The sequence below is a fragment of the Vibrio sp. SBT000027 genome, assembly GCF_963894355.1.
GTDB classification, from domain to species: domain Bacteria; phylum Pseudomonadota; class Gammaproteobacteria; order Enterobacterales; family Vibrionaceae; genus Vibrio; species Vibrio splendidus.
On sequence record NZ_CAWQGD010000001.1, the window covers coordinates 1,639,802 to 1,666,088 of the forward strand.

Below are 26,287 nucleotides of genomic sequence, written 5' to 3' on the forward strand. Positions count from 1 at the left end.
GTTGGAAGTTTCCATGAAAGATTCAAAAACGGCGAATTTGTTAAATTTTGTTATATTTATGTAAAAGGCTAGTTAGTGATATCCAATTGTTCAAGGTAAGTTTACTTATTAAACAGTCAATTATTGAGAGTGGCTTAATCCACGCGCCCTCGCCGTTATAAATTATTTTATATTGAGTTTTACGATTGCTTTCATGGAAATGATAATCAATATCACTTAAATTAAATCAACAGTAAGTCATACCGACATTAAAAGGTTTAGTGATTATGCAAGATGCAATGAACTGGTTAGCGAGAGACCCAGACCCAAGAACTCGTGAAGAGCTTCAACACCTCATTGATGAGGGAATGCACGACGAACTAGAAGACCGCTTTACTCAACGATTAGAATTCGGAACCGCAGGGTTAAGAGGCAAAGTAGGATGCGGTCCAAATAGAATGAACCGCTTGGTGATACAAGAAACGGCGACAGGCCTTGGCCATTACTTAATCGAACATGTCGCTAATGCGACCATCCGTGGTGTGGTCGTCGGTTATGACGGCCGTTTAGATTCAAAGCAATTCGCAATTGATACGGCTTCTGTGCTCACCGCTTTGGGCATTAAGGTGTACCTAACCTCCGATGTCGCTGCAACACCTATCGTTGCTTTTGGTATTGAGCATTTCAATGCGGCTGCCGCTGTTGTTGTTACGGCGAGCCACAACCCGCCGGAATACAATGGGTTCAAAGTATACTGGGAGAATGGCGCTCAAATCATTCCCCCTCACGATGCAGGTATTGCCAGCGAAATCGATGTCGCTTCAACCAAGCCAATCCCATTAATGAGCCTAAGTGATGCCGAAACACAAGGTAAACTGGTGTGGTTAACTGAGGGTTATTATCAAACGTACCGTGCTGCGATCAATCAGAGCCCATACGTGAGTAAAGAGATCGAATCGGCGAATACCACCATCACCTACACGGCAATGCATGGGGTGGGAGCAAAAATGGCGGAAGATCTTCTTCACGATGCTGGATTCCACAAAGTCTTCAGTGTGGCCGAACAAAGAGAGCCTGATGGCAACTTCCCAACCGTGAACTTCCCGAATCCAGAAGAAAAAGGGGCAATGGATCTCGTGGTTAACTTAGCAAAAAGTGTCGATGCCGACATCGCTTGCGCCAATGATCCAGATGCAGACCGATTTGCCGTTGCGGTTAGAACTGACGATACAGCTAGAACTGATGATGCTTCCTATAAAATGCTAACGGGCGATCAAGTCGGCGTGCTATTCGCGCATTATTTACTCTCAAAGCCGCATACCAAAAACCAGTTAGTTGGTAACAGTATCGTCTCTTCAACTCTGCTTGAAAAAGTGGCTCAGTCCCATGGTGCGACTTACTTCCAAACGCTGACGGGCTTTAAATGGCTGGCAAATATTGGCATGCAATTGGAAGATGAGCAGAACGAGTTCTTGTTCGCCTATGAAGAAGCCCTTGGCTACACAATCGGCACTCAGGTACGAGATAAAGATGGGTTGTCTGCTATCGTTGTGTTTGCTCAATTAGTTGAGGAGTTGAAATCTCAAGGCCGAACGGTTTGGGATCTTCTAGCTCAAATTTCATTTGAACATGGTGTTCATACCAACGCGCAGCGAAGTATTGCTCTTGACCCGGATTCACCATCGATTGGTTCTAAACTCAGAGCGGCACAACCTAAAGCAATAAACGGTGTTGCTATCTCTGTGATTGAAGATCTGCAGTCTTCTTTGCGCTTCGTCATTGGTGGCAATACTGAAGCGATTAACCTGCCTTCAAGTGATGTTCTCATCTATCACCTAGAAGATGGCACACGCATTATCGTCCGACCTTCAGGCACAGAACCAAAAGTTAAGGTTTATTATGAGACGGTAACAAAGTTCGAAGGGACAGAAACCTACGAAGACACTCGCCTACGCGGTGAAGAAGACATGAATAAACTGATTGAACAGCATCAACAAGAGTTGAACTCATAGCAGTTAACATGTTCAGCATGTAACGGTTAAATATAAAAAATGGACGCTCTAAGCGTCCATTTTTTTCTCAGCGGCTAACCGCGAGAAGATGTTCGAGTTGATTCGTCTACGAAGTAAAGAAAGAAGACAACATCCAGATAGCCAACACGATGAAGACTCCTCCCATCACTTTCTGTTGATAGGTGCGAAATTTCGCGTTTTCTACCAGAGACTTACCAATCGTACCCACTAAAGCCACTAGCAAAAAGTTGAACGTTAAGCCGAGAACATTCAACAATAAACCCAGAACGAGCATCTGCTCACCAGAAGTCGCTTCAATATTCGTCGACACAAACTGTGGTAAGAACATCACAAAGAAAACCAACGCTTTAGGGTTAAGCAGGTTACTAATCAATGCTCGTTGATAGTAGGCTTTTGCAGCAAAGTTGTCGCTTAACTCAGGCGCATTGCCCTGCTCTGTTCGAAGACAATCCCACCCCATTTTTAATAAGTAGGTACCGCCTAACAGATGAAGGGCTTTTAAAGCCACTGGACTCATCGCAATCAATGCTGAAACACCCATTGCTGCCAATACTGTCAGGATAATTCCAGAAGTCGCGTTACCCAAACTTGCAAACACACCAACCTTGCGGCCATAGCTCATACTTGAGCTCGCGATGAGTAACATATCAGGGCCAGGCAAAAGGAGAAGTGCAACAACGGCAGTCAGGTAAACAGGTAGGATGGCTAAGTCGATCATGGGTTTCAGTATTGATAAAAACGGAGGCGGATTTTATATCAATTACCAACACCCTTCCAGATGCAATTAGTTGTAAGATAGTAAAATATTCGAATTAAATACCATCAATGAACAATAAAGCAAATTTATTAACCAAATAGAAAAGACTACTTAACTTGCTACCCACTCGATCTCAATTAATGTGGTTTCGCCACACTTTAGGCGACCAAGGAAAATATCACCTCGATGCACTTCACCAACACCTTTGGGGGTACCTGTCATTACAACATCGCCATCAAGCAAAGTCGTGTAAGAAGAGAGCTCTTCTAGGATAGTTTGTGGAGAATACAGCATCTGCTCAACGTGACCCTTTTGAACGCGGACACAGTTAATAAATAATTCTAGGTTTAAGTCAGAGAGATCAAAATTATCAACGGGAACAAAGCGACTAAAGACAGCGGAACCATCAAAGGCTTTGGCACGCTCCCAAGGTAAACCTTTGGCTTTTAAACTGCTTTGCAATTCACGCTTAGTAAGGTCTAAGCCGAATCCCACAGCAGAGTATTCACCGTTTTCAACAATAAAACAGATTTCTGCTTCGTAGTGCAGCGCTTCTTGATGAAAAGAAGATAGAGAGGAAGTAACGCTGGTGCTTGGCTTATTGAAAACCACCATAGAGTCAGGGATCGCATTGTTAAGTTCTTCAATGTGATCGACATAGTTACGCCCAACACACAGTACTTTTGTTGGGGTTGCTGTTCGTTTCGAATTCATCAATTGTTTCTGATCTACAACGCTGCTCATAGTTTATCCCTGAACTATTTTAGAGAGCAGAGTTTAGCGCATCATAAAATGAGAGTCTTCGACAAGATGATTACCGATCTCTAAATTCTGATCTTGAGCTCAATTCATTGATTTGAATACTTTTAGGTGTATATCTCGACCGACCCACCAGAAATAGAGTCATCGGCTTACATAAATTAGAGGAAATGAAACTAAAGGAGGGCGTTAAATTTGAAGAGCATTTATACGAAAGAAGCCCTCTCAAACCAAAAGGCTTGAGAGGGCTTAGCATGGTGTCTAGGACAGTATCCTAAAAGGTAAGTTTAAGGAGTAAACACTATGCTAAATTAGTCTGCGACTTATAGGTAGTAACGAGCACCAAGTAGCCACTGGTCATCAGCTTTTTCTTTGTAAGTAGAGCCAGAACCCTGTAGATCAAATTGGTAACCAGCAAAGCCTACGAACTGAGATGTGAAGTTGTATTCAGCTTGTAAAGCAGTTGTGCTGTACACAGTCTCACTCATTTTGTCGTCTTCTACTGCTTCGTAGTTAACGCTTAAGTTCAGGCTGTTAGAAAGAGCGTAAGAAGCTAGTAATTCAATCGCTACAGTCTCTTCAAGAACATCGCCTTTGTATGAGTTCATGTAACCGTTCATTGCGTATACACCAGCAAGGTAAAGACCTTCAGCGCCGTATGAACCGTAAGTTGCACTTAATACGTGAGAATCAGCTGTTTTTGACCCAGAAACACCAGAGTAATTAACATCACCGCTGTTGAAAGCATAGTTTGCTGTGAAGTCAGCAATAGCGTAGTTCAAAGCAATTTGGCCACGGTTTCCGTACTCGTTTGTTTCTGTAGCTGAAATTTTGTCTGCCTTACGACCTTGCCATGCAACAGCTGCGCTTAGAGAACCTGCGTTACCGAAATCGATAGCGTTACCGTAGCTCACCATCTCTTCACCACGACCAGTACCTAGGTTACCGTGATCTTCGTAGATGAAGTCATTCGCGAATGCGATTGGCATATCTGCTACGCCAGCAACGTTGTAATAAGGTGCCCATTGAGTACCAACTGCTGCACGACCGTAATCGTCGTGAGAAAGACCAACGTAGCCAAGACGAGTTGTGAATGACTCATCACCACCGTCAAGCATGTTTAGCGCCCATTCACCTTTAGCATCTGCAGTGAAGCCGTTGCCAAGATCGTGAGTTGCACCGAAGTTGATACGTGGAGATACAGACTCAACACCGATGTCGTCTTCATTAAGACGATCGCCACTGTTTACGTCGCCAACTGCAACTGATACGTGACCACCAACAGAGAATGTTGTGCCGTCTTCGTTGTAAAGTTCTACAGCAACTGCCTGTGTACCAAATACTGCACCAGAAATTGCTAGCGCTAAAAGTTTCTTATTCATTGTCATATCCATTATGTAACTGGGTGAGTTATTCACTAACAACCTCGTGCTTACGGAGAAGTTGTTACCTGCATTTAACAAGTAGGCAAACACTAATATACGAATGACAAAAAAGTTGCATTAAAATATATAAAATAAAAAAAATCGCACTATAAAAAGAAAAAAATCAACTTAAAACAACAAGATAAATAGACACCCACTGGTGATCTTTTTTATCTTTTGAGACAAAATCTTCGGCTATTTTTGATTTTATAGTCAACAAATAAGCATTAAAAATCAAATCGCGAAATCACTCATCAGACCATCGAGAGATACACCCTCGACATTGAAACATTTTGTAACATGATGAAGTGGGTTGAAATATTTAGCTTTGTGAAACAATTCTCGATTTAAGCTAGAAAAAATCGCTCAATTAAAATTTCACTAGAGAAAACACAAAAAAAGGGCAACCAATCAGCGACTGGTTGCCCTTCATAACTCATCATTGGACTCTTATTTGAAGCAAACCTCAGCCCAACGAGCTAAACCTGAGGTTACTGAACCGAAGTAATTACCACTCACGATAGGTACGTTTGGCACTGCTTGTTGTACTGCTTCACGAAGTATAGGTGAACGAGCTGAACCACCCGTCATGTAAATTACGTCTGGCTTTTTCTGGCCTTGTTGCATGGCTTCTTTAACCAACTCAATCATCTTAGACTTTGGCGATTCAATAGCTTCCACCATCTGCTCAACGGAAATGTCCACTTCGACCAATTCAGAAGCAACATTAATCGCGGCTCGATATTGAGAAGATTCTGCTAGTGCAATCTTGGCTTCTTCCGCTCTGCGTACAATGCTATAGCCTAGAGTGTCATGATAAACCCTCATCAAACGCTCTAGCTTTTGAGGGTCTGAAGCTTCTTTACGAAGTAACTTCAAGGCCGCTAGGTTTTCGCGAGAATAGAAGTTCTTTTGAGCTTCGACATTATTGATTGCAATTGGATTCCAGAATTGAGTCAGCGGCATATCGATACCCGAAATTCCTTTGCTGCCCATACCGAAAGGTGACATCAGCTGCTTGAAGGCAAGGTAGATATCAAGGTCATTACCCCCTACCCTTTGCCCGCTGTGAGCTAACAAGCTCTGGGTTCGGTCCGCTTTACCCGACCAAGTTGGCCCCATTTCTAACAATGAGCAATCGGTGGTACCACCGCCAATATCCACAACCAATACCGTTTGGTTTTCAGTCAGGGTACTTTCGTAATCAAGGCCTGCGGCTACTGGTTCAAATTGAAAAGCGATATCAAGGAAGCCTGCACGCTTAGCTGCGCGTGAGAGTATGTCTTCAGCTTGTCGGTTTGCTTCTTCACCACCTCGACCGTGGAAGTTAATTGGTCGACCGACAACAGCTTGTTTGATCTGCTCTTGAGTCGTGAGTTCTGCTTGGTGTTTAATATTTGCCATCATGGCGCACACTAAATCTTCGAAGAAACTCACCTGAACATCATGCAACCCGCTTGCGCCAAGAAAAGACTTAGGGGATTTTACGTAATAAACATCGCGAGGGTCTTCTAAGTAAAGATCCAACGCCGCCTGACCAAACGCCATATCTTCTGGCACCAAATCGATACTCTCTTCTCGATTCAAAGCAATAGCACGTCGTAACACTTGCTCACCAACCGCATCACTCGGTTTGATATTCAAATGGCGAAATAGATGTTCGGAAACACTCTCACGAGTAGGCGCAAACACGGTTGAGGGAATATAGTGGTTGTTACCTTCTAGCGGTAACAGGCTTGGTTTTCCATCAACCATTGCCGCGACAGAACAGTTCGCTGTTCCATAATCAAATCCAATAAACATAATATCCCCCACTCAACAAAAGGGGCAAGATGCTACATGAAAAGCCTAAAAATTACGAGGTCATTTCTAAATTTAACTGAGTAATTTCTTAGCCTAACGGCTCTTAATAGGCAAACAAATATGCTACATTTCAGCCCAAATCAATCACAGGTTAGATAAATGAAAACACCTTGCCGAGCGGCTTGTAAAAATAATGGCGGAATGTGCAGTGGCTGCTTTCGAACAATGGATGAAATTATAGGCTGGAAAGGCTTATCTGAAGAAGAGCAAACGTCGGTTATGGATAATCTTACTGGTGCAAGTTCGACTCACCAATGTCCGCAGTGTAATGAGCCAGCTCAATGCGATATCAGTGCGGGTAAAGAGACGTGTTGGTGTTTTGAACTAGAAAAGCGTGATACTAGCGATATTCCAAAGGCTGGAGTATGTCTGTGCCGTAAGTGCTTGTCTGAACTGCCTATTCAGTAGGTTACCTGTACAGTAGTTTAGAACCTGTTAAGTAGTTTAGAACCTATTCCGCAGGTTACGTACCGGTTCAACATAGACAAAAAAGCGAGAGGTTGTTTCTCGCTTCAAAATACTGAGCTTTATTTGGTTAGTGTCTACTTCGTTTTTGCAACCAACGCAGGCTGAGAAAACTGTATACCGTTCCAACCATGAACCATGAAGTTACGAATATTTTGATGGTCGGTGTTCTCTGGAAAACCTAGCACGTCGTTACGATAAAATTGACCAAAACAAGCAAGTGTTTGCTCCGCAGATAAACCTTGCTCTAAACCAAAAGCAAAAATCTTACACGAACCATTATTCTGCCCTGCGGTATTCACCACTTCACCATTGCGAAATTCACTCTCCGCAAAAACATAGTGAGCTTCGATCACTTGCATTGTATCTTCAAATTGCACGCTTTCTGGGGTTTCAGCCAGAGTATTTAATAAGGTTTCCAGTTCCATTTACTATTTCTCCATCAAGTATATATCTGTCAGCAGTGTATCTTGTTTTACGACAAGAGTAAGCCGTTGTTTACTTGGGACAGCGATTCACTTTTTGAACGAATACTGCAAATTACCTCAATGAAACTAATGACATAGTTTTATCAGGACGTTATATTATTTTATCAGACGATTAACATTGTTCAGTAACGAATATGCATAAAGATAAAAACTTAGAACTGTTTAGATACCTCAAACCCGGTACAAAAACAGCAGGTGTATTAGAATTTGGCCCAGACGACTCGATCCAGATCACTACACTCTATATCGGACACAAAGAAGAACAATACCTTGTCCTTGAGCTGTCACAAAAAGCGACAGAAGCACTGACGCTCAGAAAACTCATCAACGTGGATATTATTGTTCGTGCCATCACCGACACCGAACTTGGACACATTGTCGCGTTTAAAACCAACGTACTGGCTCATATCACCTCGCCAGCACACCTTATTTTCCTTCGTCCGCCTTCAAGCTTTGCGACCAAGCCTATCCGTGAACACGAAAGATATAAGGTACGACTCAGCTGTGAAGTTACCTTTGATACTTTGTCATTAGATGCCACTCTGGTCGATTTTTCAGTCTCAGGCTGTGGCGTCTATATTACCCAGCAATCCGATATCGATGTCGGTTGGAAGATACAAGTAAACTCTGTCTTAAGTGAGTACTTAGATAGCGAACAGGTCTACAACGTAGTGAGCAAAAAAAGACAAGGCCAAGGTTGGCTGTTAGGCATTCAGTTCCCTGAACACCTAGATATGAGTGACGAGTTAAAAACGCTGCTGCTGGAGCAAGCCTTTGTTGCCGGCTTTGTATAAATGCGTGTTCAAGTAAAGTTTATTCACAACACTTGTTCTATCGCACTTTCAAAGGTTTAGATCAGTAGTTCGTTACATCCCAATGTGAGTTTTTAAAATGAACAAATGCTTGGTGTAGCGACTCTTCTTTAATGGGTTTTACAATCACGTAATTAGCCCCAGCAGCCATAAAGCTGTCTCTTGTCGACGCTTGAGCATCAGCGGTACACGCATAAATCGGGGCTGTAACGCCAATATCGTTCCTAAGTTGCTGAGTAGTTTCAACGCCACCAAGATTGGGAAGTTGGTTATCCATCAAAATAAGATCATAGGTTGTCGCCTTAGCCATTTCTAGCGCTTCTAAGCCATCTTTTGCCCAAGTAACTACCATGCCATATTTTTTACAGAAAGCCTGCGCAATAAAGGCGTTGGTGTGATTGTCTTCCACCAGCAATACGTTCAAAGATCGACTAAACAACGCCTCTGGTTCGATATCGGCTTGTTGCTTCATGTCCAATAGCGGCTTAGAGTGCACTTCCACTGGAATTTCTATAATGAACTCCGAACCTTGGTTTATCTCACTGCGGACTTGAATGTCCCCTTCCAGCATATCGACCAGATTTTTTACAATCGTTAGGCCCAACCCTGTCCCACCATATTCACGAGTCGTGGTTTCTTCGGCTTGAACAAAGGGTTCAAAAACAGCATCAATTTTACTTTCATCAATACCAATTCCGGAATCTTTCACTCGCACGATTAAGCTGGCGTGATCAGAGTTAAAGATACTCTCGAGCTCAAAACTAACGGAAATACCGCCTTGGTGAGTGAACTTAAGAGCGTTACTCACCAAGTTAAACATGATTTGATTCAGGCGCACTTGGTCGGTGTTTATTTCAATGTCATCAACCAAGTGATTCACAATAGTAAATGCGATCGATTTATCGCCACAAAGCGGACGATAGATACTATCTAATGTATTAACCAGTTCCCCTAAGCGGAAGTCTTTCTTTTGAATATTGAACTGCCCCTGCTCTATCTTTGAGAAGTCCAAAATATCGTTAAGTACCGCCAGCAAATGTTCCGCACTATTACAAAGTACATCCACCTGTTCACAGTTATCTTCACTGTGTATAGAGCGCTTCAGTAATTGAGAAACACCAAGAATACCGTTAAGCGGTGTACGAATCTCATGGCTCATCTTTGCGAGGAAATCTGCCCGCACATTCGCAAGGTGCTCAGCTTCTTCTCTTGCTCGATCAGCCTGCCTCTCGGCTTCAATGAGCTTAGTAATGTCTTGGCCTTGTACCACCACACCGGTAATGCCGTGTTCAACGCGAATTGCAGACATGTTCCAACGAAACACCTTTTCACCAATGGGAACGTTAATGCCCGTCAGCTTTGAACCTTGAACCACCATATGGATATTCGGTAGCATGCGATGCTCAAACTCTTGAGCCACTGCTCCGTAGTTATCATCGGCGTCAAATAGCGCCATACGAGCAGCGGGGTTCATCTGAATTAAGTCACCTTTATCAGACCAAACCAAGATAGGTGAATGAGCAAAGTTAAAGAGATCTTGGAATTTTTGGTTCTGTTCAGATAAACGTTCAAAAGTATCCTCAAGGGTGCAACCAATATGATGAAACTCGAAAATGTTGGAGCCATCGAACTTGTTGTACTCTTCGCCGTCACTTGCTGAGCGAGTAAAGTCCATCAACTTATCGAGTTCAGCCGCCACCTTTCTTTGAATCCAAGCTCTCGCAAAGAAAGACATCAATATGATCACCACAATCACAACAATGATCGCACGCTCATAGTTCTCTTCTAACGCAATGAAGTTAGTGTTCTTTTGGACAGCTCGAATGGTAAGGGGCGTTTCAACGGCATTGATCTTAATGGTCGCGATGGTAACGAAATGACGAGGCAGTTGCTCGTACATTTTGTAGTTGAGGATGTCCGTTATTGTGTAACTTTCATCGCCACTGAATGTCGACGTAACCGGTGTACCGTGCGCTTCGATAACAATATTTTCGCAGTTGCTGCCCTTCTGAATAGACTCAGCCAGAGAGAAATTGTTATCAAGTACGATCGCGATATAGAGCTGACCAAGAACCTCCCCTGTTTTGTTATCCACAATAGGGGTTCGGCGAGCCAACAAATGACGCTTACCAATATCGGTTATCACTTTAATGAAATGCCAGTTACTACTAAATGAAACCTCATCAGAGATATGTTTTAGGTTGGACTCATCCAATCCATAAAACTGACCGTTGCCATCTTCCCAGGCCAGACCGTCATGAGTAGAAACAAAGCGAAGATCCGGCGCATGATCCGGCTCTCTTTGGTCAACACCAAAAAAGAAATAACTCAGAGCCTCTTCATTGTGGGTATCAAAATACGCTCTGAGTGTTTCACTATGTGAGCTACTGTCTTGATGGATTTGCAGCACCGACAAACGGTAATCAAACATATTTTGGATCAAGCTAGAGGTTTGCTGGACCGTTCGATTCGTCTCTTGCTTTACGATATTACTGCTGGTTTCATAATTATGAATAAGTACGCCAAGTGCCATCACGCCTATCACTAAAATAATGATACGTGTAATGAGTTTAGCTAAGGTGTTCCTAGGTGTACTGGCGTAGCTTTTCTTCATTATTGACCTGAGTACCTAAATGCTCGCTGCTTAAGTTCTGAAATACGTTCTGGTGAATCATCTTTGGTCACAACTTCAAACTCACCAGAGTAAACCGTAGGAACTTCCAATCCGGCCAGGTCCCACTTGATCGCCTCTGCCATAGCGATACCGGTATCATCATTCATACGCATGACTGTGACATCTAAATCGCCCTTTGCAATGGCTTCCAGTTCAGCGGATCCGCCTCCCCAGCCATTAACTAAGATATCTCGACCAGATTCACGAATGGCTTCCGCAGCGCCCAGAGCGACATCGGTTGCACATGCATAGATAAAGTCTAGGTCCTTATCGTTCGCAATGCTGATTTTAGCCGCTTGGTAACCACTCTCTTTGTCTGATTTCGTGTAAAACGAAGACTTAAGATCAAAGTTCGTATCGGTGTTCACATCATGGATAAAGGTATCTCCACGAGCATCACTGATGTAGCCCTCTGAGCGATATAACACAGAATATTTGCTGTCTGGTTTGCTCACTTCTTTAAAGTAATTCGCCAATTTTAAACTGCCTGTCGCATGATCAAACCCCACATACATGAACGGCTGTCTATCAGCCCAAGCACGCACTGGTGTTGTGATGTTTTGCAGAATGAGTTTGGTGTCAGTAGAGCTCAACACGTGCTCAATAAACTTGCGGTGGCGCGTCGTGTCTAATGTAAAAATCAAGTAATCCGTTTTGTTCTCTATCGCTTCTTGCAATGAAATGCTTGTTTGCGTGAGATCGGCATTAACCCGGGTAAACACCTGATTTATTTGATAGTTAATTCTCAACTTATCGAGGCGTTTCTCAAAAGCTTGAATGTTACGAACCCAGTAGTCGGAGATCTGTTGACCCGGATACACCACTGAGATCGTAATAGGCTCATTCTGAGCTCGTCTCAATGGCACAGGGTGATTTTGCACAGCTTCAACCATTTTATCGGTCAGTGCTTTTTGCTCTGGAAACTTGGAAAGATAATCTTGGTATTCCCAGTACCCATTGAGGACATGAGTACCATGGGAGAGAGCGGACGCAGAAAATACGGCAAGTCCTAACAACATCAGTAAACGTTTCATATTTTTCTCGTTTTATATGAGCTACTTTGGCTCATTTTTTAACCTAGCATGACACCATCTCTTTGTATGGCTGAAAGATATTATGTAGGACAACGATGATAAATGATAGCGTCTAACACTAATTAGAACGACATTCTAAATGAGCAATATGTTAATTTAGAATGGAGATTAAGAACAACGAGTTCAATGATGATTTAAGCCCATTCACAGCAAGAGTAATTACCGTTAAAATTCATAGACTTATATTTATTTATTTATTATAGTCCATTACATTATTAAGATTTAATCAATAACAAACATTTTAGCTATGAATTATGAGACTTCGATATATTGAATTCTGTCTTGTTGCCACTCAATAATTAGTTTGAGTGATACCAATTTTTCTTTGCGAGATTTTGGTAGTTGTTTGATCGCGTATTCGGTTTTCAACGCCTCACTTTTTGATCCAACACCAAAACTCCAAACTAGCTTAAGTGGGCCTTTACCTTTTAAAGCTTTGGCACCTTTACCCGTTTGATGTTGTTCAAATCGACGTTCTAAATTATTCGTCACGCCACAATAAAGGGCATTGTGACGATTGCGGATTAAGTACACGACCCAATCCGCATTTTTATCAGACTCAGACATCTAAAGCAGTGATTCAACCAGAGCCTTAAGCTCTGCCACTTCTTCACGTAGGCTTGCGACTTCTGATTCAAGCTCTTCAAACTTTTCGCTTGTCGCAGAGGGTGCAACCGCACTTACCGATGCCGTCGCAAACGCTTCAACATCCACTTCACCACTCAATAAGTGCTGGTAGCGTGATTCACGTTTACCCGCTTCACGTGGTAGCTTCACGACTAAAGCACCCGCTTCTCTTACGGCTAATTTATCGAGTGTCGCTTCAAGCTCTTTCACATCACTAAAATTAGCAAGACGACCAGTACGAGTACGCAGTTCGCCAGGAGTTTGCGCCCCGCGAAGCAGCATACAGCAGATGATTGCGCGTTCTTGCTCTGTAAATTGCAAATCCCCAAACTCAGTATTACAGAAACGATGCTGATACTTATTAACACGGCTATTGAAGCTGCTCTCATCACTCACCATGCGGCGAGCTATCAAACCATCAACCGCATCTAAAACGTCCGACTCAGACAGAGAGAGAACGGGCTCACGGTTACTCTTTTGGTTACATGCAGTCGTTAAGCTGTTTAACGTTAACGGGTAATGATCCGGGGTAGTGACTTCTTTCTCGATCAAGCAACCGATAATTCTCGCTTCAATTGGGGAAAGTACTGTGTTCATCGTTTTTCCTTTTTATTATTTTGATAATTCCATCTCAACATTTAACAATGCAGCCAGTAATGGCTAATGCTCAGACAAAATAGGTACTCGTTTCTTTCTGCCTTGTTCATCAATCATTATGATCTTAGAACGATTTAGCTCTATTTCCACGACTTCCAAATAAGTACGTTCTTGTACATACGCATCACGAAGCTTGTTTTGCTCTGCCGAAGGTTCAGTGACATCGTCGCCCAAATCTTCTGTTTCCAGTTGTTGTTGATTCATTTCACATTTCGTATCAATGCCGTGTCTATACTGGATACTAACTTGAACAGTTAGATAAAAACAATCGCACTTTAGCGAGAGTGCCGAATAATTATACAACCTTACTTTTGCTTTGATCTAAAGACTGTTACAACACTAACTGATGTGCTTTAATCAGAACCAGACAACGTATTTGACGATTAGGAAAAGGAATCTATGAGCAGCGTATTTGAAATTGTTAACCAAGCACGACGTAAGAACAAACTTAAGCGTGAACTTTTAGACAACGAAAAGAAAGTTCGCGACAACCGCAAGCGTGTCGACCTTCTTGATAACCTACTTGATTACATCAAGCCAGAGATGACTCACGACGAGATCTTAGGCATTATCAAAAACATGAAAGCTGACTACGAAGACCGCGTTGATGATCACATCATCAAGAGTGCAGAGATCTCTAAAGCTCGTCGCGACATCAGCCGCCGCATTCGTGAACTAACAGAAGAAGACAAGCAAACTCAAGGTAAGAAGTAATCTAACCTAGCGAATTTACTTGCAACAATGTTAGTAACCCACTCTTAGTAGTGGGTTTTTTTATGCCCAAATTCTAACGTCTATACTTAAGCGAACGTAAAACTGAGCAACTGTAAAACTAACTAACTAACTAGGTGAACGTAAGCAACGGAGTGACCTATGTACGCAAGTATTCTGATTACCTTAGCGATATCAACAACTCAACCCTATCCTGAAGAATTTGAAAGACTGTATACCGAAGAAACTGAAATCACCTACGACGACCTCGTGGTGGATGTTCATGGCTACAAGGTTCCTACTCGTTCGGCATTTCGAGGCTGGATGCTGCTGAATCACGCAGAAGACAAAGTAAGAGAGATTGGGCAACAGCTCAAAGAAGCGGGCATTACGCAAAGCATGCCTTTGCACCTAGTGCTACTTCAAGGGACAGACTGGGCAATGAGCAATACGACCCTGTTCACCCTTCCCAATAAGAAACATGTGCCAAACATGATCAATACCCTTAAGTACATACAACAATATATTGAGCCTGAAATTGGCGTTGTTATCCCTGTGTCCGGAGAGCGAACCAATATCTACAATCAACAAGCTGGCGGCGCACTGCGAAGTAAACACTTGGAATTCTGCGCCTTAGACTTAGTTCCTGCGAATGATATTACTCGCGAAGATCTACACGTGAAACTTAAAAAGGTTCATGCTGAATTTGGGCAAAAAAATAACGTTGGGCTGGGGTTGTATTCTGGTGTTCGATTCCACATCGATACTTGCGGATTCAGACAGTGGTAATAACCCGACGGAGTCATAAAGACACGACAGCCATTGAAGTCATTATGACTCATATAATTAACAGGACACTTTAACCAATTGATTTAATGATTAAAATAAAACTGGAACGCTAATTGCTATTGATAACGAGTATCATAATTATTAATAGCAATTAGGAATTCAATATGAAGACGATGACTCAACGCTTTCAAACGCTACTTTCTGTTTCAAACTTCAGTCTAGCAACCACCGCCTTGCTTATGCTACTCAGTATTATTGTTGCTTATCCGATGGCCGATCACTTCTCACTGCCAATTCAAATTGTCGCACACATCAGCACGATCTTAGTGGCTGCATTACTAAAGATTAGTTATGTCGGTCGCTGCCTTGCGCAATACAACCTTGGGTTAGAAGTTCGCTAAATCGCACAGTGCTAACCTTGATAATGAGCCAGTTAGACAATATCAAGGCTACTGAACAGGTCATACAGTTGGTGGGATTTATAAGGTTTCGGCAAATAGGCATTCATGCCTGCTTCAAAGCAATCTTTGATGTCTTCTTCCAAAACACTGGCGGTTAAAGCAATGATAGGTAATGGTGCGGCTTGTTGGTCAGTCTCCCACTGTCGAATCGCACGGGTCGCCGTTATACCATCCATAACAGGCATCATGCAGTCCATTAAGATGGCATCAAACTGAGCGCCTTGAGTGATGACATCCACCGCTTCTTGGCCATTACTGGCAATCAAATATTCATAACCCGCTTGCTCAAGGAAGAAGCTCGCTATCTTCTGATTCATTAGGTTATCTTCAACAATCAGAATACGTCGATTCAGAGAGCGAACCTCTTCATCTTTTGCTTCCACCGTCGGCGCTTGTTCTTCACCAACATCAAGCGATTGTAAGCTGTTTAAGAATCGTCGACCCAAGAATGGCAATGTATGAGTTGAGTGAACCGTTTCTGTGATTAGATTGGTTTTAAAGAGATGATGCTGACACACGATAACGCGAGCCAAAGGGTATAACGCCTTCAGCGTCGCAAGATCTTTATCCATGGAGTGATGCAGCGTATGACAATAAAGTATGAAGTCACTTTCTTTCAGGTTTTCATCAAGATCCGAAATGGATGACACAACATTAGGTCGAACATTTAAGCGTTCACACTCTTTGACCAGTTGATCTAGGTAATTGAAAGAATTCGAGATAATAGTCGCACGGCTTAGGTTGTCGAAGGTTTGAACATGAGTTTCGACAGTGTCGACATACAAACAAAAAGTGAACGTTGAGCCCTCTCCTTTCACTGAACGCGCGGTAATGTACCCCCCCATCAAATCAACAAGCTGTCGACAAATCGCAAGGCCTAACCCTGTCCCACCGAATTGGCGAGTAATGCTGCCATCTTCTTGAGTGAAAGGTTCAAATATGGACTCTAGCTTCTCTGGCTCAATCCCAATTCCAGTATCAGACACACTGCATTCCAGCTTGCCTCTACCCAAAGACATAGGTCTGTATGCAATGTCCGTCGTAATCGTGCCCTTTGACGTAAATTTGATGGCATTAGACAGTAAATTGGTCAGTACTTGTCTCACACGGTACTCATCGAAAAACAGCTGCGGTGGGGTTTGGGAATCGATATTGATGTCGAGTTCGATATCTTTACTTATCGCTTTGGATAAAATCACACTTACTGAGTCGTAAACCGCCTCTCTCAGATCAGCATTGTGTGGCGACAGCATTAAGTTGCCCGACTCGATTTTGGAGAGGTCAAGAATGTCATTAAGCAGAACCAGTAATGAGTGAGAAGACGATTCGATGTCTCCTAACACTTCTTGTTGATTCGCGCTCAGTTGGCTTTGAGATAAGATCTCAGCCATCCCAATAATCCCGTTGAGTGGTGTACGTATCTCATGGGACATATTGGCTAAAAATGCGCTCTTGGCCTTGTTAGCCGAAATTGCATCTTCCTTTGCTTCTACTAACTCTTTGTTATGTTGATAGTTGCGCTCCATCACTCGATTCAAAGTTTCAGTGAACTCGGCAAGTTCATCGTTGCCTTGAATATGAATGACCTTGGGCTTGCCGTAGCTATCCGCGCATTCAGACACCCCTTTCAAAATAATCGATAGGTTTCGATTTAAGCGAAGAGATGTCGCAACACCGAGCCACAACAACACACCTGAAACGACAAGAATAAGCAATGTCATAACTAAGGTTTGCCTTTTTTGCAGCGCTATATTTTTGGTCAGATCAAACTGTAATTGCTTCGTGTAAGCACCCACTGCCTTTGAAATCGCTAGCTTCTTTCGTTCTAAACCTTCCACATGTTCATATATTTCAGGCGACGAGAAATCACCTTTGAGGATTCGAGCTGTAAAACGGTTTTGAAGATCATCTTTAGAAAACGTACTTAATAGCTTTCTAATTTCAGGCGAACGGCTTCCAGAACGGAAAAACGTATCTAATAACTGCTGCTGCCTTTCTAAAGCACCAACATAACTCAATAAATATTGATCTATCAGCTCTGGAGAACGATACAAGCGGTAGCTCAACCACGCTTCTCGCTGAGTCCAAAACACGTAGTGAGTAAGATTGATAAACATCGCGTCAGCTTGACTGATCTTTTCGTCCACGATGTTAATGCGATACTCAGATAGCTCCATTAACACGCCTTTTAGCAAGTCGAAGGCCTGCTCTGTCAGTTGCGTGTTGTTGTCCGTAATTTGTGATGCGTCATTGTTCATACTGGAGGTTACGCGAGCGAGTTTCGCTAACACACTCTTAAGCTCAACCAACTGTGGTTCAACAGTCCAATTGCTGTCGAACTGTCGAAGCTGTTTCTCGTACTGAGCGAGTCTAGCTAAATCAGCTTGCAGCTTTAAAAGCAGCAGCTCTTTCTCTGGAGAGTCATTAGACAGAACCAACCATCGATAAGCATCGCTTGAAACGGTATTAAAAGATTGAAGCGCTTCAACCTTAATACGAGTTGTTTCAAGGTGATTCATCTTCTTATCGTTCTTGAGCACTTCATTGACTGTAAAACCAAACATGATGAATACAGAAACCGTGGAAAGAAATATAAGACGCCATCTAATTGACATGTTTATCATTTTTATAACGACTCCCTTCCCGAAAGTAATTTTACCTAGCCCAAGTTAAGAATAGGACATTAACAGGACTTATTGATCAAATTGGATATGAACAAACGATACTCTGAGCCCAGAACGGTAAATTATGATCAACTTACCTCCATGTTTAGGCTTTAAAGGGGGGCTGTTACTTAAACAGATAGACTTAAAACAAATATGCTTTGAACACGCGAGCTCTAGACACAAGATGTTTAAACAGGAGGAGTATAGATGAGAGAGCTGTATACAAACGAGGTATGAACAAGTGAAATTTAACGAAGCAAGCTTTGTCCAGTTATTATCACTCGCATAATAAGCAAACGGCCACGCTTCTCGGCTCCACAAGGTTGGGAGTAATGACTCTATAAACCAACAAACACCGAAGTTAAGTGAAATTTGTGAGATCCAAACGTTTGCGTCATGCACTTTTCGCACTCGAATTCGGCGTATTCAAAGGTCGAACAAGAAAACGCATTAATCACCTTATTTATCGTTTACTGTTTGCGTGTAACTTGAGCTAACGATCACATCTTTAATGATCACTATGACTTCTATTACATATAATATTTTGATTTGAGTATTTTTTGGCGAAAAATAAGTGCTACAGATTGTTAAAGTCAATAGTCTTTATCGACACTAAAAACTTGATTTATGGCTAATATAAAGCCAACTTACAGATAATTTGTCTGCATTTATTTTTCCTAGCAGAATAACCCGTCGTACCTTACAATCCTGCCACATAAAAATTACAAGTTGCACACAAGGCATATCAAGCACATTTAAGTGGCAATAAAGACCACAGCCTGATGCCTCAAATCCCCTATGCTGATTGGCTTCCCTACAACCGCCATGAATGCAGAAACTTAACGTGAAAGGTCCCGAGTAAAGATGAGTCCCGAAAAGCACCTCCTAGACTGGCAAACTAGTCAAACTATTGCTGAATCCATCGCTCCAACTTTAGGTCAGTTATACCGTCAAAAAGGCGTAGAAGTTATCCTCTTCGGCAAGACCCTGGTTAACGCGACAACTATCGACATCATCAAAGCTCACCGTATCGCAAAACGTTACACTGGTTCTCCTCTTACAGCAGAACAGACTCAACCAATCATTCAACACCTTCTCTCTATGGACTTGTCTCCATGTCGTATTGATGTTGGTCGCCTTGCCCATGCATTCTGGCAAGATCGCGAAGACACTCACGGGTTGGATGATTTTCTACAAACTGCACTTGTAGAATCGCTTCAAGGCGATGCAATGACAGAACCTCGTGACGTTGTATTGTACGGTTTTGGTCGTATTGGCCGACTGCTAACTCGTCTATTGATCGAGAAAAGTGGCCCAGGTTACCCACTTCGTTTACGTGCAATCGTTGTACGTGGTGGCAAAGACGGCGACCTAGAAAAACGTGCTAGCCTACTTCGTCGTGACTCTGTTCACGGCCAGTTCAACGGCAGTATCGTAGTTGACCAAGAACGTAAAGCAATCATCGTAAACGGCAACTTCATTCAAGTTATCTACGCAAACAAGCCAGAAGAAGTGGATTACACGACTTACGGTATTGAAAATGCACTTGTGGTTGATAACACAGGCGTATGGCGTGACGCTGAAGGCCTGAGCCAACACGTTGCATGTAACGGTGCGAAGAAAGTACTACTGACTGCGCCAGGCAAAGGCGACATCAAGAACGTAGTATTTGGTGTGAACGAGAATGTCATTCAACCAGAAGACACGATCATCTCTGCTGCAAGCTGCACGACAAACGCAATCACGCCAGTATTGAAAGCGGTTCACGATAAATTCGGTGTACTGTCTGGTCACATTGAAACGGTTCACTCATTTACAAATGACCAAAACCTAATCGATAACTTCCACTCAGGCGATCGTCGTGGTCGTGCTGCATCATTGAACATGGTTCTGACATCGACTGGTGCTGCTAAAGCGGTATCAAAAGCGATGCCAGAAATGGAAGGTAAGCTAACAGGTAATGCGATTCGCGTACCTACGCCAAATGTTTCAATGGCAGTAGCAAACCTAAACCTTGAGAAAGGCACAAACAAAGAAGAATTGAACGAGTACCTACGTGAAATGGCGCTGTCTTCTTCTCTGTCTGCACAAATTGATTACACAGATTCGACTGAGATTGTATCGACGGACTTGGTTGGCTCTCGCCACCCTGGTGTGGTTGACGGTGTTGCGACTATCGCACAAGACAACCGTGCTGTTCTGTATATTTGGTACGACAACGAGTTTGGCTACAGCTGTCAGGTTGTTCACTGTATGGAACAGATGATGGGTGTGCGCTACAAGACTTACCCTGAAGTATAAACTGCTTAGAGCCTGTAAAATGCTTAGATTCTATTACTTCCTTAGATTCTATAAACAGTTTTAGGTAACCAGCTCCACAACATAATAATTATATCTGCGAGGTCTGTAATGGGCTTTGCAACCCTTCTTGTTTTACTCCCCCGTATAAACAGGAAGGTTGCCACTTAGATCTGCTCTCTCTATCTGATCTAAGTGGCCTTTTTACATCTGGCAAGCTAACTTTTATCGCTATGACAAGAACTTTATCCTCGTCACTCTTGGAAAGCTTCACTTCACATCTGTTACAACTCAATCTCAACATCTGACTGAATCGAACTCGAACACGCGAGTACATAACCTTGTTCAATCTGTTCAGGCGTCAATGTTTCTTGGCTGCTTGATTCCACCGAACCTTTGGTTACTTTACACTTACACGAACCACAAATCCCACTACGACAAGCGATGATAATTGGAACACCAGCTTTCTCTAATGAATCAGCGAGTGGTGTGCCCGCCTCCGCTTCTACCTCTGCGCCAAATGCAGGAACAAACACCTTAACGGCACCATTTGAATCTGCAGACGCTTCTGCTTGTGATTCTTCTGAAGCTGTATTGCTATTGGCTAGTGAATTATTACTTTGAGTCGCGGGAGTAAAACTTTCTTGGTAGAAGTTATCCATGTTGAACTCAAGTTCTTTCAGGTAGTTCTCTATGTCTTGCATAAAGCTAACCGGCCCACACAAGTAAACGGTTCTGTCTAAGATATCTGGGCTGAGTGTTACCAACCAGTTCTTATCTAGACGACCTTGGGGAGCAGTTGTTCCTTCACTGTCTTTCAGAAGCAACTTAAGGTTAAAGTTAGCGTGTGTCTCATCGAGTTGGTTGAGCTCTTCAAAGTAGATAGTCTCACGTCGATTACGTGCCATGTGAACAAAATCGATTTCAACATCACTGCCTTGAGCCAACCAATACTTCGCCATCGCCATCACCGGAGTGATACCGCAACCCGCGCTCACTAGCGTTACTTTCTTTGTCGCCGTTGGCATGCAATCAATACAGTTAAACGCACCAGCAGGCTTCAATACAGAAACCTCATCACCTTCATCAAGTTCATCAACAATAAAGTTCGAAACCAAACCACCTTCCACACGCTTTACCGTCAGCTTCAGGCGGTTATCTTCAGGACAAGACGCTACAGAATAAGCACGGTAATCCGTTTTCGCCGGCATATCCAAACCCAGAGTAATAAATTGCCCCGGCTTAAAGTTGAAATGTAAGTCTTGTGGAACGCTGCCAAGCTCAAAGCTGACCGTATCTGGCGTCTCGTGCCATTTCTTTAAACACACTAAATTGATTGAATCGCTATCCGACCATGCATACATAGTTCGTGTACCTTGCTAATGACTAGATGATTAAATGACTAAAGATTTAAATCGAAAAAGCCCCGCCGTCGTCTGTTTTAGAAAAACGTCACAACAACGGGGCTTAGAGCTGGCTTAAATTAAGCCGCTAAGATTGTTTTAAGATCTTGCTCTGGCGTTGAGATAGAACGCATATCGAACTCGTCTTGCATAATCTTTAATAGGTTTTCTGTTAGGAAAGCTGGCGCTGTTGGGCCTGTGTAAATACCTTTCACACCAAGAGCGAACAGAGTAAGCAAGATAACGATCGCTTTTTGCTCGAACCAAGATAGAACCAGCGTTAACGGAAGTTCGTTGATACCACAATCAAACTCTTGAGACAGTGCGATAGCAAGTTGAATCGCAGAGTAAGCATCGTTACATTGGCCAACATCTAACAGACGTGGGATACCGTTAATGTCGCCGAATTGGTTTTTGTTGAAACGGAATTTACCACATGCAAGTGTCAGGATTACTGAATCTTCTGGCGCTTGAGCTGTAAAGTCTGTGTAGTAGCTACGTTCAGATTTGTCACCGTCACAACCACCGACTAGGAAGAAGTGTTTGATGTTGCCTTCTTTTACTTGCTCGATAACCGCCGGAGCCGCTTCCATCAGTGCGTTACGACCAAAACCGACAGTGATCATTTGCTCGATCTCATCGTGTTTGAAGCCTTCTTGCGCAAGAGCACAGTCGATTACTGCGCTGAAATCGTCGCCTTCAAGGTGATCAACACCCGGCCAGCCTACGATGCTACGCGTAAATAGACGGTCTGCGTAAGAACCTACATCAGGGTTAAGCAGGCAGTTAGATGTCATTACGATGGCACCAGGGAAGTTAGCGAATTCTTTTTGCTGGTTCTGCCAAGCGCTGCCGTAGTTACCCGCAAGGTGTGGGTACTTGTTCAGTTCAGGGTAACCGTGTGCAGGTAGCATCTCACCGTTAGTGTAAACATTGATGCCCTTGCCTTCCGTTTGTTGAAGGATTTTTTCTAGATCATGTAAGTCGTGACCAGAAACAAGAATACAGTGGCCTTTCTTAGTCTTCACGTTCACGGTTGTTGGTTGAGGGTGACCAAATGTATCTGTCTCACCTTTATCCAGCATTTCCATGACTTTGTAGTTCATCAAGCCGATCTGCATAGACGTATCTAGCAGTTGTTTTAGGTCAGATGGGTCAGTACCTAAGAAAGCCATGATTTCGTGGTATTCAGCAAAAATAGCATTGTCAGTTTGACCAAGAACACGCGCGTGCTCCATGTAGGCTGCCGCACCTTTTAGACCGTATAGGCAAAGAAGGCGAAGACCAATCACATCTTCATGTTGAGAGTCGTGACCACGGTTTACCGCAGCTTGAGGGGCAAGCGCCAATAGCTCTGAAGAATCGGTTGGAAGATCGAATTGCGCAGCAGCCGAAAGTGCTGGGATTTCAAAACCGATCAACGTAGCAGCCGCACGTACCTGTTGCTCTAAACGCTGCTTAAACTCGTGAGATTGTTGTGCGAACTCGATAATACGAGCAGGGTCGAAGTTAACGTTAGTCAGTGTTGCGAAGAACGCTTTTGGTGCCCATTCGTCAATTTCAGTATCAATAACATCGCAAGCGCGGCCTAAATTGGCCCAGAAAGAAACACCTTGAAGAGAATGCACCAACACGTCTTGAAGGTCGGATACTTCCGATGTTTTACCACACATACCTTGTGCGAAAGAACAGCCTTTTACGGTTGGGGTTTGAATTGTTTGTTCACATTGAATACAGAACATAAGGGCTCCAGTAATATTTTAGTTAACTGTAAGTACTTTGCTTACAGTGACTTATTCCAAACCCTATAGAGCATCAACCGTGCCAACTTTTAACTCATTGATTTTATTGATCTTGCCTTTATTCCCTTATTTTAGTGCGTGATTATGACTACATATAAACTCTCAATCCACACACACCTGTGTCATAGTGACTCTCTAGAATTATTTGGTGGTGTTCATGTTTCGTTCAGAATAGAAGCGATATAGTAACAACATAGAAAAAGAGGAATGAATATGAAAAATATATTAGTTACGATTGTTGCGTTGTTTACTGGCCTATTGGCGTTATTCACAAGCTTGATCCTTGCTATTCCTTTAGCTATTGCAGCTTTAATCACTGGCAAACGCATTCAGAATCAAATGAAGAAACAAGGTTTCGCAGCTCATATGAACACTCGTCAGTCATCAACCAATGATGCCGGTGTTATTGAAGGTGAATACGAAGACCTTTCAAGCAAAAAGTAATCTAAACTTAAGTTTCAAACACAGTGAAAGCACAACAGAGACAACATTAAAAAATGCATAGAAATACCATTCTAACGCTGCTCGCCTTAACGACTTTAAGTCTCGTTGGTTGTTCCAACGAGACAACTATACCCGCTTACGAAACATCTCCAGACTTGCCTAGCTATCAGCAAGACAACTTTGATGCCTACGTCAATGACACCCAAGATTGGCTGCTGAAAAACCGCGTGTTCATGACAAAAGACAAGCAGCTTGAGATTCAACTGAACTCCCCGACTGAATACAAACCAGCCTCACCAAACGGCAAGGCAGTGTTATTGGTCCATGGATTAGGTGATTCACCCTATTCGTTTAAAGACATCGCTACCCATTTGGCTGAGCAAGGTTACTTAGTGAGAACGGTATTGCTTCCGGGTCACGGTAGTCGTGTGGGTGACCTAATGCAACCGAGCTTAGATGATTGGCAAGGTGTGGTCGCTCACCATACCAAGTTGCTTGAGCAAGAGTATGATTCTGTGTGGCTTGGCGGCTATTCAACAGGCGCAAATCTCGTCACTTCGCAAGCGATGAACGATCCAAAGATCTCCGGATTACTGCTGTTCTCTCCTGCGTTTCAACCAAGCTCGTCTGCCGTTCAATACGCGGGGCTCGCAAGCTACTTTTTCACTTGGGCTGATCAAGATCCTGAAGACAACGTGTTGCGTTACAACTCATTGCCAATGAACGGTGCCTCGGTTTACTACGAGACATCAGAAGTCGTTCGTGATGACTTACAAGATAAGCACTTCGATAAACCGGTGTTTATTATGATGAGTGAAGGCGACAGCGTGATTGACACCAGTTTCGTTCAACAAGCGTTTACTGAATCGATGCCCAACCCAAACAATGTGTTGATCTGGCAAGGTGAGACGACACTCGATGATCCGCGAGCGGTTCAGTACAGCATGAAACTCCCGGAACAACGCATCTCGAACGGTTCTCACATGGGTTTACTGTTCTCGCCAAGCAATCCGTATTACGGAATCAATGGTAGCGAGAAGATCTGCTCCAATGGTCAAGAGGAAGGTTTTGAAGAACAGTGCAACGCGACAAGTGAAGTTTGGTACTCAGCATGGGGATATCGTGAAGATGGAAAAAACCATGCACGTTTGACCTATAACCCTTACTTTGCTGACTCAATGAAAGAATTAGACTCGGTTCTAAACTCAGCAGGCTAACTTCTTTTAGCTGTTAACTGTTAGCGTTTAGCGTTTAGCGTTTAGCGTTTAGCGTTTAGATAAGTAGAAACAAAAACGGCTCACAAGATAATCTCTTGTGAGCCGTTTTAGATCTTAAGGTCTAGTGATGACTAAATCATCCACACCACACGCACAGCAAGCAGAATCAACACCACACCTGACAATCGGTCAATCAACTGCGCTTTCGAACGAATACGTTCAACAATCAAAGGGCTAGACAGCACCAAGGTTATAAATGTGTACCATAAACCGTCTACAAGTAGCGGTGTTGAGACGATAATCACTTGATTGGTCAGTTCATTACCTAACGCAACAAATTGGCTAAACAGAGCGATGAAGAACAGCGCGATTTTTGGGCTCAAGATAGAGATCAAGAAAGCCTCGCGAGCAGACTGCATGTAACTCATCTGCTCACCCGCTTCCAATTTCGCGGCAACACCACCTTTCGAACGCAACGCATTCACGCCGAGATAAAGCAGATACGCTGCACCCGCTAAACTAATGGCTTTGAACAACATGGGTGATTGCTCAAGTACAACGGCTAAACCAACAATGGTTGCGAACGCATAAATACCGATGCCTACGGCGTGAGACCAAGCCGCGATAAGCCCGTTCATGCGGCCACCAGCCAGACTGTGTTTTGCAATCATCGCCAAGCTTGGGCCCGGAGACATTGCACCCAACAAGCAAATCGCTAATAGAGAAAACCAAATTGTTACTGTCATCATTCCATTCCTAGTAAAACAAAGCGCCCAGCGGAACGCTCTTTGCTTAATACTCAATACTTAGCACTTACAATAATTCGCAGGAGGTATTATTTGAAATCAAAGATTATCATTACAC

23 protein-coding genes are annotated in these 26,287 nt (G+C 43.1%); 9 read left to right on the forward strand and 14 right to left on the reverse strand.

Annotated features, from left to right (window positions below; genetic code table 11):
* Window positions 1–266 precede the first annotated feature (266 nt).
* Window positions 267–1,991 carry a phospho-sugar mutase gene (locus AACU28_RS06935; RefSeq protein ID WP_121602652.1) on the forward strand — a complete coding sequence of 575 codons (1,725 nt, stop codon included), beginning with the start codon at window positions 267–269 and terminating at the stop codon, window positions 1,989–1,991.
* A 106-nt stretch (window positions 1,992–2,097) separates the two neighbouring features.
* Here AACU28_RS06935 and AACU28_RS06940 read toward each other — a convergent pair whose 3' ends face one another.
* The 4 genes from AACU28_RS06940 to yegD form a co-directional block, all read right to left on the reverse strand.
* Window positions 2,098–2,730: a LysE family translocator gene (locus AACU28_RS06940; protein ID WP_004730073.1), complete on the reverse strand. Its 633-nt coding sequence runs from the start codon at window positions 2,728–2,730 to the stop codon at window positions 2,098–2,100.
* Between the two features lie 150 nt (window positions 2,731–2,880).
* Window positions 2,881–3,513, reverse strand: a complete 633-nt coding sequence (locus AACU28_RS06945) for a fumarylacetoacetate hydrolase family protein (protein ID WP_102444995.1) — start codon at window positions 3,511–3,513, stop codon at window positions 2,881–2,883.
* A gap of 338 nt (window positions 3,514–3,851) precedes the next feature.
* Window positions 3,852–4,910 (reverse strand): porin, encoded by a 1,059-nt coding sequence (locus AACU28_RS06950; RefSeq protein ID WP_102566757.1) that lies wholly within the window; start codon window positions 4,908–4,910, stop codon window positions 3,852–3,854.
* Window positions 4,911–5,402: 492 nt separating this feature from the next.
* On the reverse strand, window positions 5,403–6,755 hold the full coding sequence (gene yegD, locus AACU28_RS06955) for a molecular chaperone (RefSeq protein WP_121602653.1): 1,353 nt from the start codon (window positions 6,753–6,755) through the stop codon (window positions 5,403–5,405).
* Window positions 6,756–6,914: 159 nt separating this feature from the next.
* On the opposite strand from yegD, the gene AACU28_RS06960 reads away from it, so the two are divergent.
* On the forward strand, window positions 6,915–7,223 hold the full coding sequence (locus AACU28_RS06960) for a DUF1289 domain-containing protein (RefSeq protein ID WP_102504085.1): 309 nt from the start codon (window positions 6,915–6,917) through the stop codon (window positions 7,221–7,223).
* A 134-nt stretch (window positions 7,224–7,357) separates the two neighbouring features.
* Here AACU28_RS06960 and AACU28_RS06965 read toward each other — a convergent pair whose 3' ends face one another.
* Window positions 7,358–7,708: a HopJ type III effector protein gene (locus tag AACU28_RS06965; RefSeq protein WP_017082477.1), complete on the reverse strand. Its 351-nt coding sequence runs from the start codon at window positions 7,706–7,708 to the stop codon at window positions 7,358–7,360.
* Between the two features lie 194 nt (window positions 7,709–7,902).
* Between AACU28_RS06965 and AACU28_RS06970 the strand changes: the two genes are divergently transcribed.
* A complete protein-coding gene (locus tag AACU28_RS06970) occupies window positions 7,903–8,562 on the forward strand; it encodes a PilZ domain-containing protein (protein WP_102491108.1) in 660 nt (219 codons plus the stop codon).
* 61 nt (window positions 8,563–8,623) lie between these two features.
* Here AACU28_RS06970 and luxQ read toward each other — a convergent pair whose 3' ends face one another.
* The 5 genes from luxQ to AACU28_RS06995 all read right to left on the reverse strand — a co-directional run bounded on the left by luxQ (window position 8,624) and on the right by AACU28_RS06995 (window position 13,836).
* Window positions 8,624–11,194, reverse strand: coding sequence for a quorum-sensing autoinducer 2 sensor kinase/phosphatase LuxQ (luxQ, locus tag AACU28_RS06975; RefSeq protein WP_121602654.1), 2,571 nt, complete (start codon window positions 11,192–11,194; stop codon window positions 8,624–8,626).
* Entirely contained in the window at window positions 11,194–12,288 is a 1,095-nt protein-coding gene (locus tag AACU28_RS06980) for a substrate-binding domain-containing protein (protein WP_121602655.1), read from the reverse strand. Before AACU28_RS06980 ends, luxQ begins: the two co-directional genes overlap by 1 nt.
* A 312-nt stretch (window positions 12,289–12,600) precedes the next feature.
* Window positions 12,601–12,915, reverse strand: coding sequence for a GIY-YIG nuclease family protein (locus AACU28_RS06985; protein ID WP_004730056.1), 315 nt, complete (start codon window positions 12,913–12,915; stop codon window positions 12,601–12,603).
* Complete coding sequence (locus AACU28_RS06990) at window positions 12,916–13,572, reverse strand: YceH family protein (protein ID WP_017082480.1); 657 nt, start codon at window positions 13,570–13,572, stop codon at window positions 12,916–12,918. It lies immediately after the preceding gene.
* Between the two features lie 63 nt (window positions 13,573–13,635).
* Window positions 13,636–13,836 (reverse strand): hypothetical protein, encoded by a 201-nt coding sequence (locus tag AACU28_RS06995; protein ID WP_004730052.1) that lies wholly within the window; start codon window positions 13,834–13,836, stop codon window positions 13,636–13,638.
* A 195-nt stretch (window positions 13,837–14,031) separates the two neighbouring features.
* Here AACU28_RS06995 and AACU28_RS07000 point away from each other — a divergent pair, with 195 nt between their 5' ends.
* The 3 genes from AACU28_RS07000 (at window position 14,032) to AACU28_RS07010 (ending at window position 15,533) form a co-directional block, all read left to right on the forward strand.
* Entirely contained in the window at window positions 14,032–14,346 is a 315-nt protein-coding gene (locus AACU28_RS07000; RefSeq protein WP_004730049.1) for a DUF496 family protein, read from the forward strand.
* Between the two features lie 159 nt (window positions 14,347–14,505).
* On the forward strand, window positions 14,506–15,132 hold the full coding sequence (locus AACU28_RS07005; protein ID WP_017094685.1) for a D-Ala-D-Ala carboxypeptidase family metallohydrolase: 627 nt from the start codon (window positions 14,506–14,508) through the stop codon (window positions 15,130–15,132).
* A 164-nt stretch (window positions 15,133–15,296) separates the two neighbouring features.
* Window positions 15,297–15,533 carry a hypothetical protein gene (locus AACU28_RS07010; protein ID WP_004730045.1) on the forward strand — a complete coding sequence of 79 codons (237 nt, stop codon included), beginning with the start codon at window positions 15,297–15,299 and terminating at the stop codon, window positions 15,531–15,533.
* Window positions 15,534–15,565: 32 nt separating this feature from the next.
* On the opposite strand, the gene AACU28_RS07015 is transcribed toward AACU28_RS07010, so the two are convergent.
* Window positions 15,566–18,157, reverse strand: coding sequence for an ATP-binding protein (locus AACU28_RS07015; RefSeq protein ID WP_121602656.1), 2,592 nt, complete (start codon window positions 18,155–18,157; stop codon window positions 15,566–15,568).
* Between the two features lie 966 nt (window positions 18,158–19,123).
* Between AACU28_RS07015 and AACU28_RS07020 the strand changes: the two genes are divergently transcribed.
* On the forward strand, window positions 19,124–20,560 hold the full coding sequence (locus tag AACU28_RS07020; protein ID WP_004730041.1) for a glyceraldehyde-3-phosphate dehydrogenase: 1,437 nt from the start codon (window positions 19,124–19,126) through the stop codon (window positions 20,558–20,560).
* 281 nt (window positions 20,561–20,841) lie between these two features.
* Here AACU28_RS07020 and AACU28_RS07025 read toward each other — a convergent pair whose 3' ends face one another.
* Together AACU28_RS07025 and hcp are read right to left on the reverse strand one after the other, a co-directional pair.
* Window positions 20,842–21,921: a hybrid-cluster NAD(P)-dependent oxidoreductase gene (locus AACU28_RS07025; RefSeq protein WP_121602657.1), complete on the reverse strand. Its 1,080-nt coding sequence runs from the start codon at window positions 21,919–21,921 to the stop codon at window positions 20,842–20,844.
* Window positions 21,922–22,040: 119 nt separating this feature from the next.
* Window positions 22,041–23,702 carry a hydroxylamine reductase gene (gene hcp / locus AACU28_RS07030; RefSeq protein WP_004730037.1) on the reverse strand — a complete coding sequence of 554 codons (1,662 nt, stop codon included), beginning with the start codon at window positions 23,700–23,702 and terminating at the stop codon, window positions 22,041–22,043.
* 273 nt (window positions 23,703–23,975) lie between these two features.
* On the opposite strand from hcp, the gene AACU28_RS07035 reads away from it, so the two are divergent.
* Window positions 23,976–24,206, forward strand: a complete 231-nt coding sequence (locus tag AACU28_RS07035) for a hypothetical protein (RefSeq protein ID WP_017061777.1) — start codon at window positions 23,976–23,978, stop codon at window positions 24,204–24,206.
* Window positions 24,207–24,259: 53 nt separating this feature from the next.
* The gene (locus AACU28_RS07040; protein ID WP_102442169.1) at window positions 24,260–25,423 is read left to right on the forward strand and encodes an alpha/beta hydrolase; all 1,164 of its coding nucleotides are present in this window, start codon (window positions 24,260–24,262) and stop codon (window positions 25,421–25,423) included.
* Window positions 25,424–25,554: 131 nt separating this feature from the next.
* On the opposite strand, the gene AACU28_RS07045 is transcribed toward AACU28_RS07040, so the two are convergent.
* The gene (locus AACU28_RS07045; RefSeq protein ID WP_029221972.1) at window positions 25,555–26,169 is read right to left on the reverse strand and encodes a LysE family translocator; all 615 of its coding nucleotides are present in this window, start codon (window positions 26,167–26,169) and stop codon (window positions 25,555–25,557) included.
* Window positions 26,170–26,287 lie beyond the last annotated feature (118 nt).

Bases quoted from the DNA above. Each gene is read 5' to 3' on its own strand.
- AACU28_RS06935 (WP_121602652.1), top strand. From the start codon at position 267: ATGCAAGATGCAATGAACTGGTTAGCGAGAGACCCAGACCCAAGAACT.
- AACU28_RS06940 (WP_004730073.1), bottom strand. From the start codon at position 2,730: ATGATCGACTTAGCCATCCTACCTGTTTACCTGACTGCCGTTGTTGCA.
- AACU28_RS06945 (WP_102444995.1), bottom strand. From the start codon at position 3,513: ATGAGCAGCGTTGTAGATCAGAAACAATTGATGAATTCGAAACGAACA.
- AACU28_RS06950 (WP_102566757.1), bottom strand. From the start codon at position 4,910: ATGAATAAGAAACTTTTAGCGCTAGCAATTTCTGGTGCAGTATTTGGT.
- yegD (WP_121602653.1), bottom strand. From the start codon at position 6,755: ATGTTTATTGGATTTGATTATGGAACAGCGAACTGTTCTGTCGCGGCA.
- AACU28_RS06960 (WP_102504085.1), top strand. From the start codon at position 6,915: ATGAAAACACCTTGCCGAGCGGCTTGTAAAAATAATGGCGGAATGTGC.
- AACU28_RS06965 (WP_017082477.1), bottom strand. From the start codon at position 7,708: ATGGAACTGGAAACCTTATTAAATACTCTGGCTGAAACCCCAGAAAGC.
- AACU28_RS06970 (WP_102491108.1), top strand. From the start codon at position 7,903: ATGCATAAAGATAAAAACTTAGAACTGTTTAGATACCTCAAACCCGGT.
- luxQ (WP_121602654.1), bottom strand. From the start codon at position 11,194: ATGAAGAAAAGCTACGCCAGTACACCTAGGAACACCTTAGCTAAACTC.
- AACU28_RS06980 (WP_121602655.1), bottom strand. From the start codon at position 12,288: ATGAAACGTTTACTGATGTTGTTAGGACTTGCCGTATTTTCTGCGTCC.
- AACU28_RS06985 (WP_004730056.1), bottom strand. From the start codon at position 12,915: ATGTCTGAGTCTGATAAAAATGCGGATTGGGTCGTGTACTTAATCCGC.
- AACU28_RS06990 (WP_017082480.1), bottom strand. From the start codon at position 13,572: ATGAACACAGTACTTTCCCCAATTGAAGCGAGAATTATCGGTTGCTTG.
- AACU28_RS06995 (WP_004730052.1), bottom strand. From the start codon at position 13,836: ATGAATCAACAACAACTGGAAACAGAAGATTTGGGCGACGATGTCACT.
- AACU28_RS07000 (WP_004730049.1), top strand. From the start codon at position 14,032: ATGAGCAGCGTATTTGAAATTGTTAACCAAGCACGACGTAAGAACAAA.
- AACU28_RS07005 (WP_017094685.1), top strand. From the start codon at position 14,506: ATGTACGCAAGTATTCTGATTACCTTAGCGATATCAACAACTCAACCC.
- AACU28_RS07010 (WP_004730045.1), top strand. From the start codon at position 15,297: ATGAAGACGATGACTCAACGCTTTCAAACGCTACTTTCTGTTTCAAAC.
- AACU28_RS07015 (WP_121602656.1), bottom strand. From the start codon at position 18,157: ATGTTTGGTTTTACAGTCAATGAAGTGCTCAAGAACGATAAGAAGATG.
- AACU28_RS07020 (WP_004730041.1), top strand. From the start codon at position 19,124: ATGAGTCCCGAAAAGCACCTCCTAGACTGGCAAACTAGTCAAACTATT.
- AACU28_RS07025 (WP_121602657.1), bottom strand. From the start codon at position 21,921: ATGTATGCATGGTCGGATAGCGATTCAATCAATTTAGTGTGTTTAAAG.
- hcp (WP_004730037.1), bottom strand. From the start codon at position 23,702: ATGTTCTGTATTCAATGTGAACAAACAATTCAAACCCCAACCGTAAAA.
- AACU28_RS07035 (WP_017061777.1), top strand. From the start codon at position 23,976: ATGAAAAATATATTAGTTACGATTGTTGCGTTGTTTACTGGCCTATTG.
- AACU28_RS07040 (WP_102442169.1), top strand. From the start codon at position 24,260: ATGCATAGAAATACCATTCTAACGCTGCTCGCCTTAACGACTTTAAGT.
- AACU28_RS07045 (WP_029221972.1), bottom strand. From the start codon at position 26,169: ATGACAGTAACAATTTGGTTTTCTCTATTAGCGATTTGCTTGTTGGGT.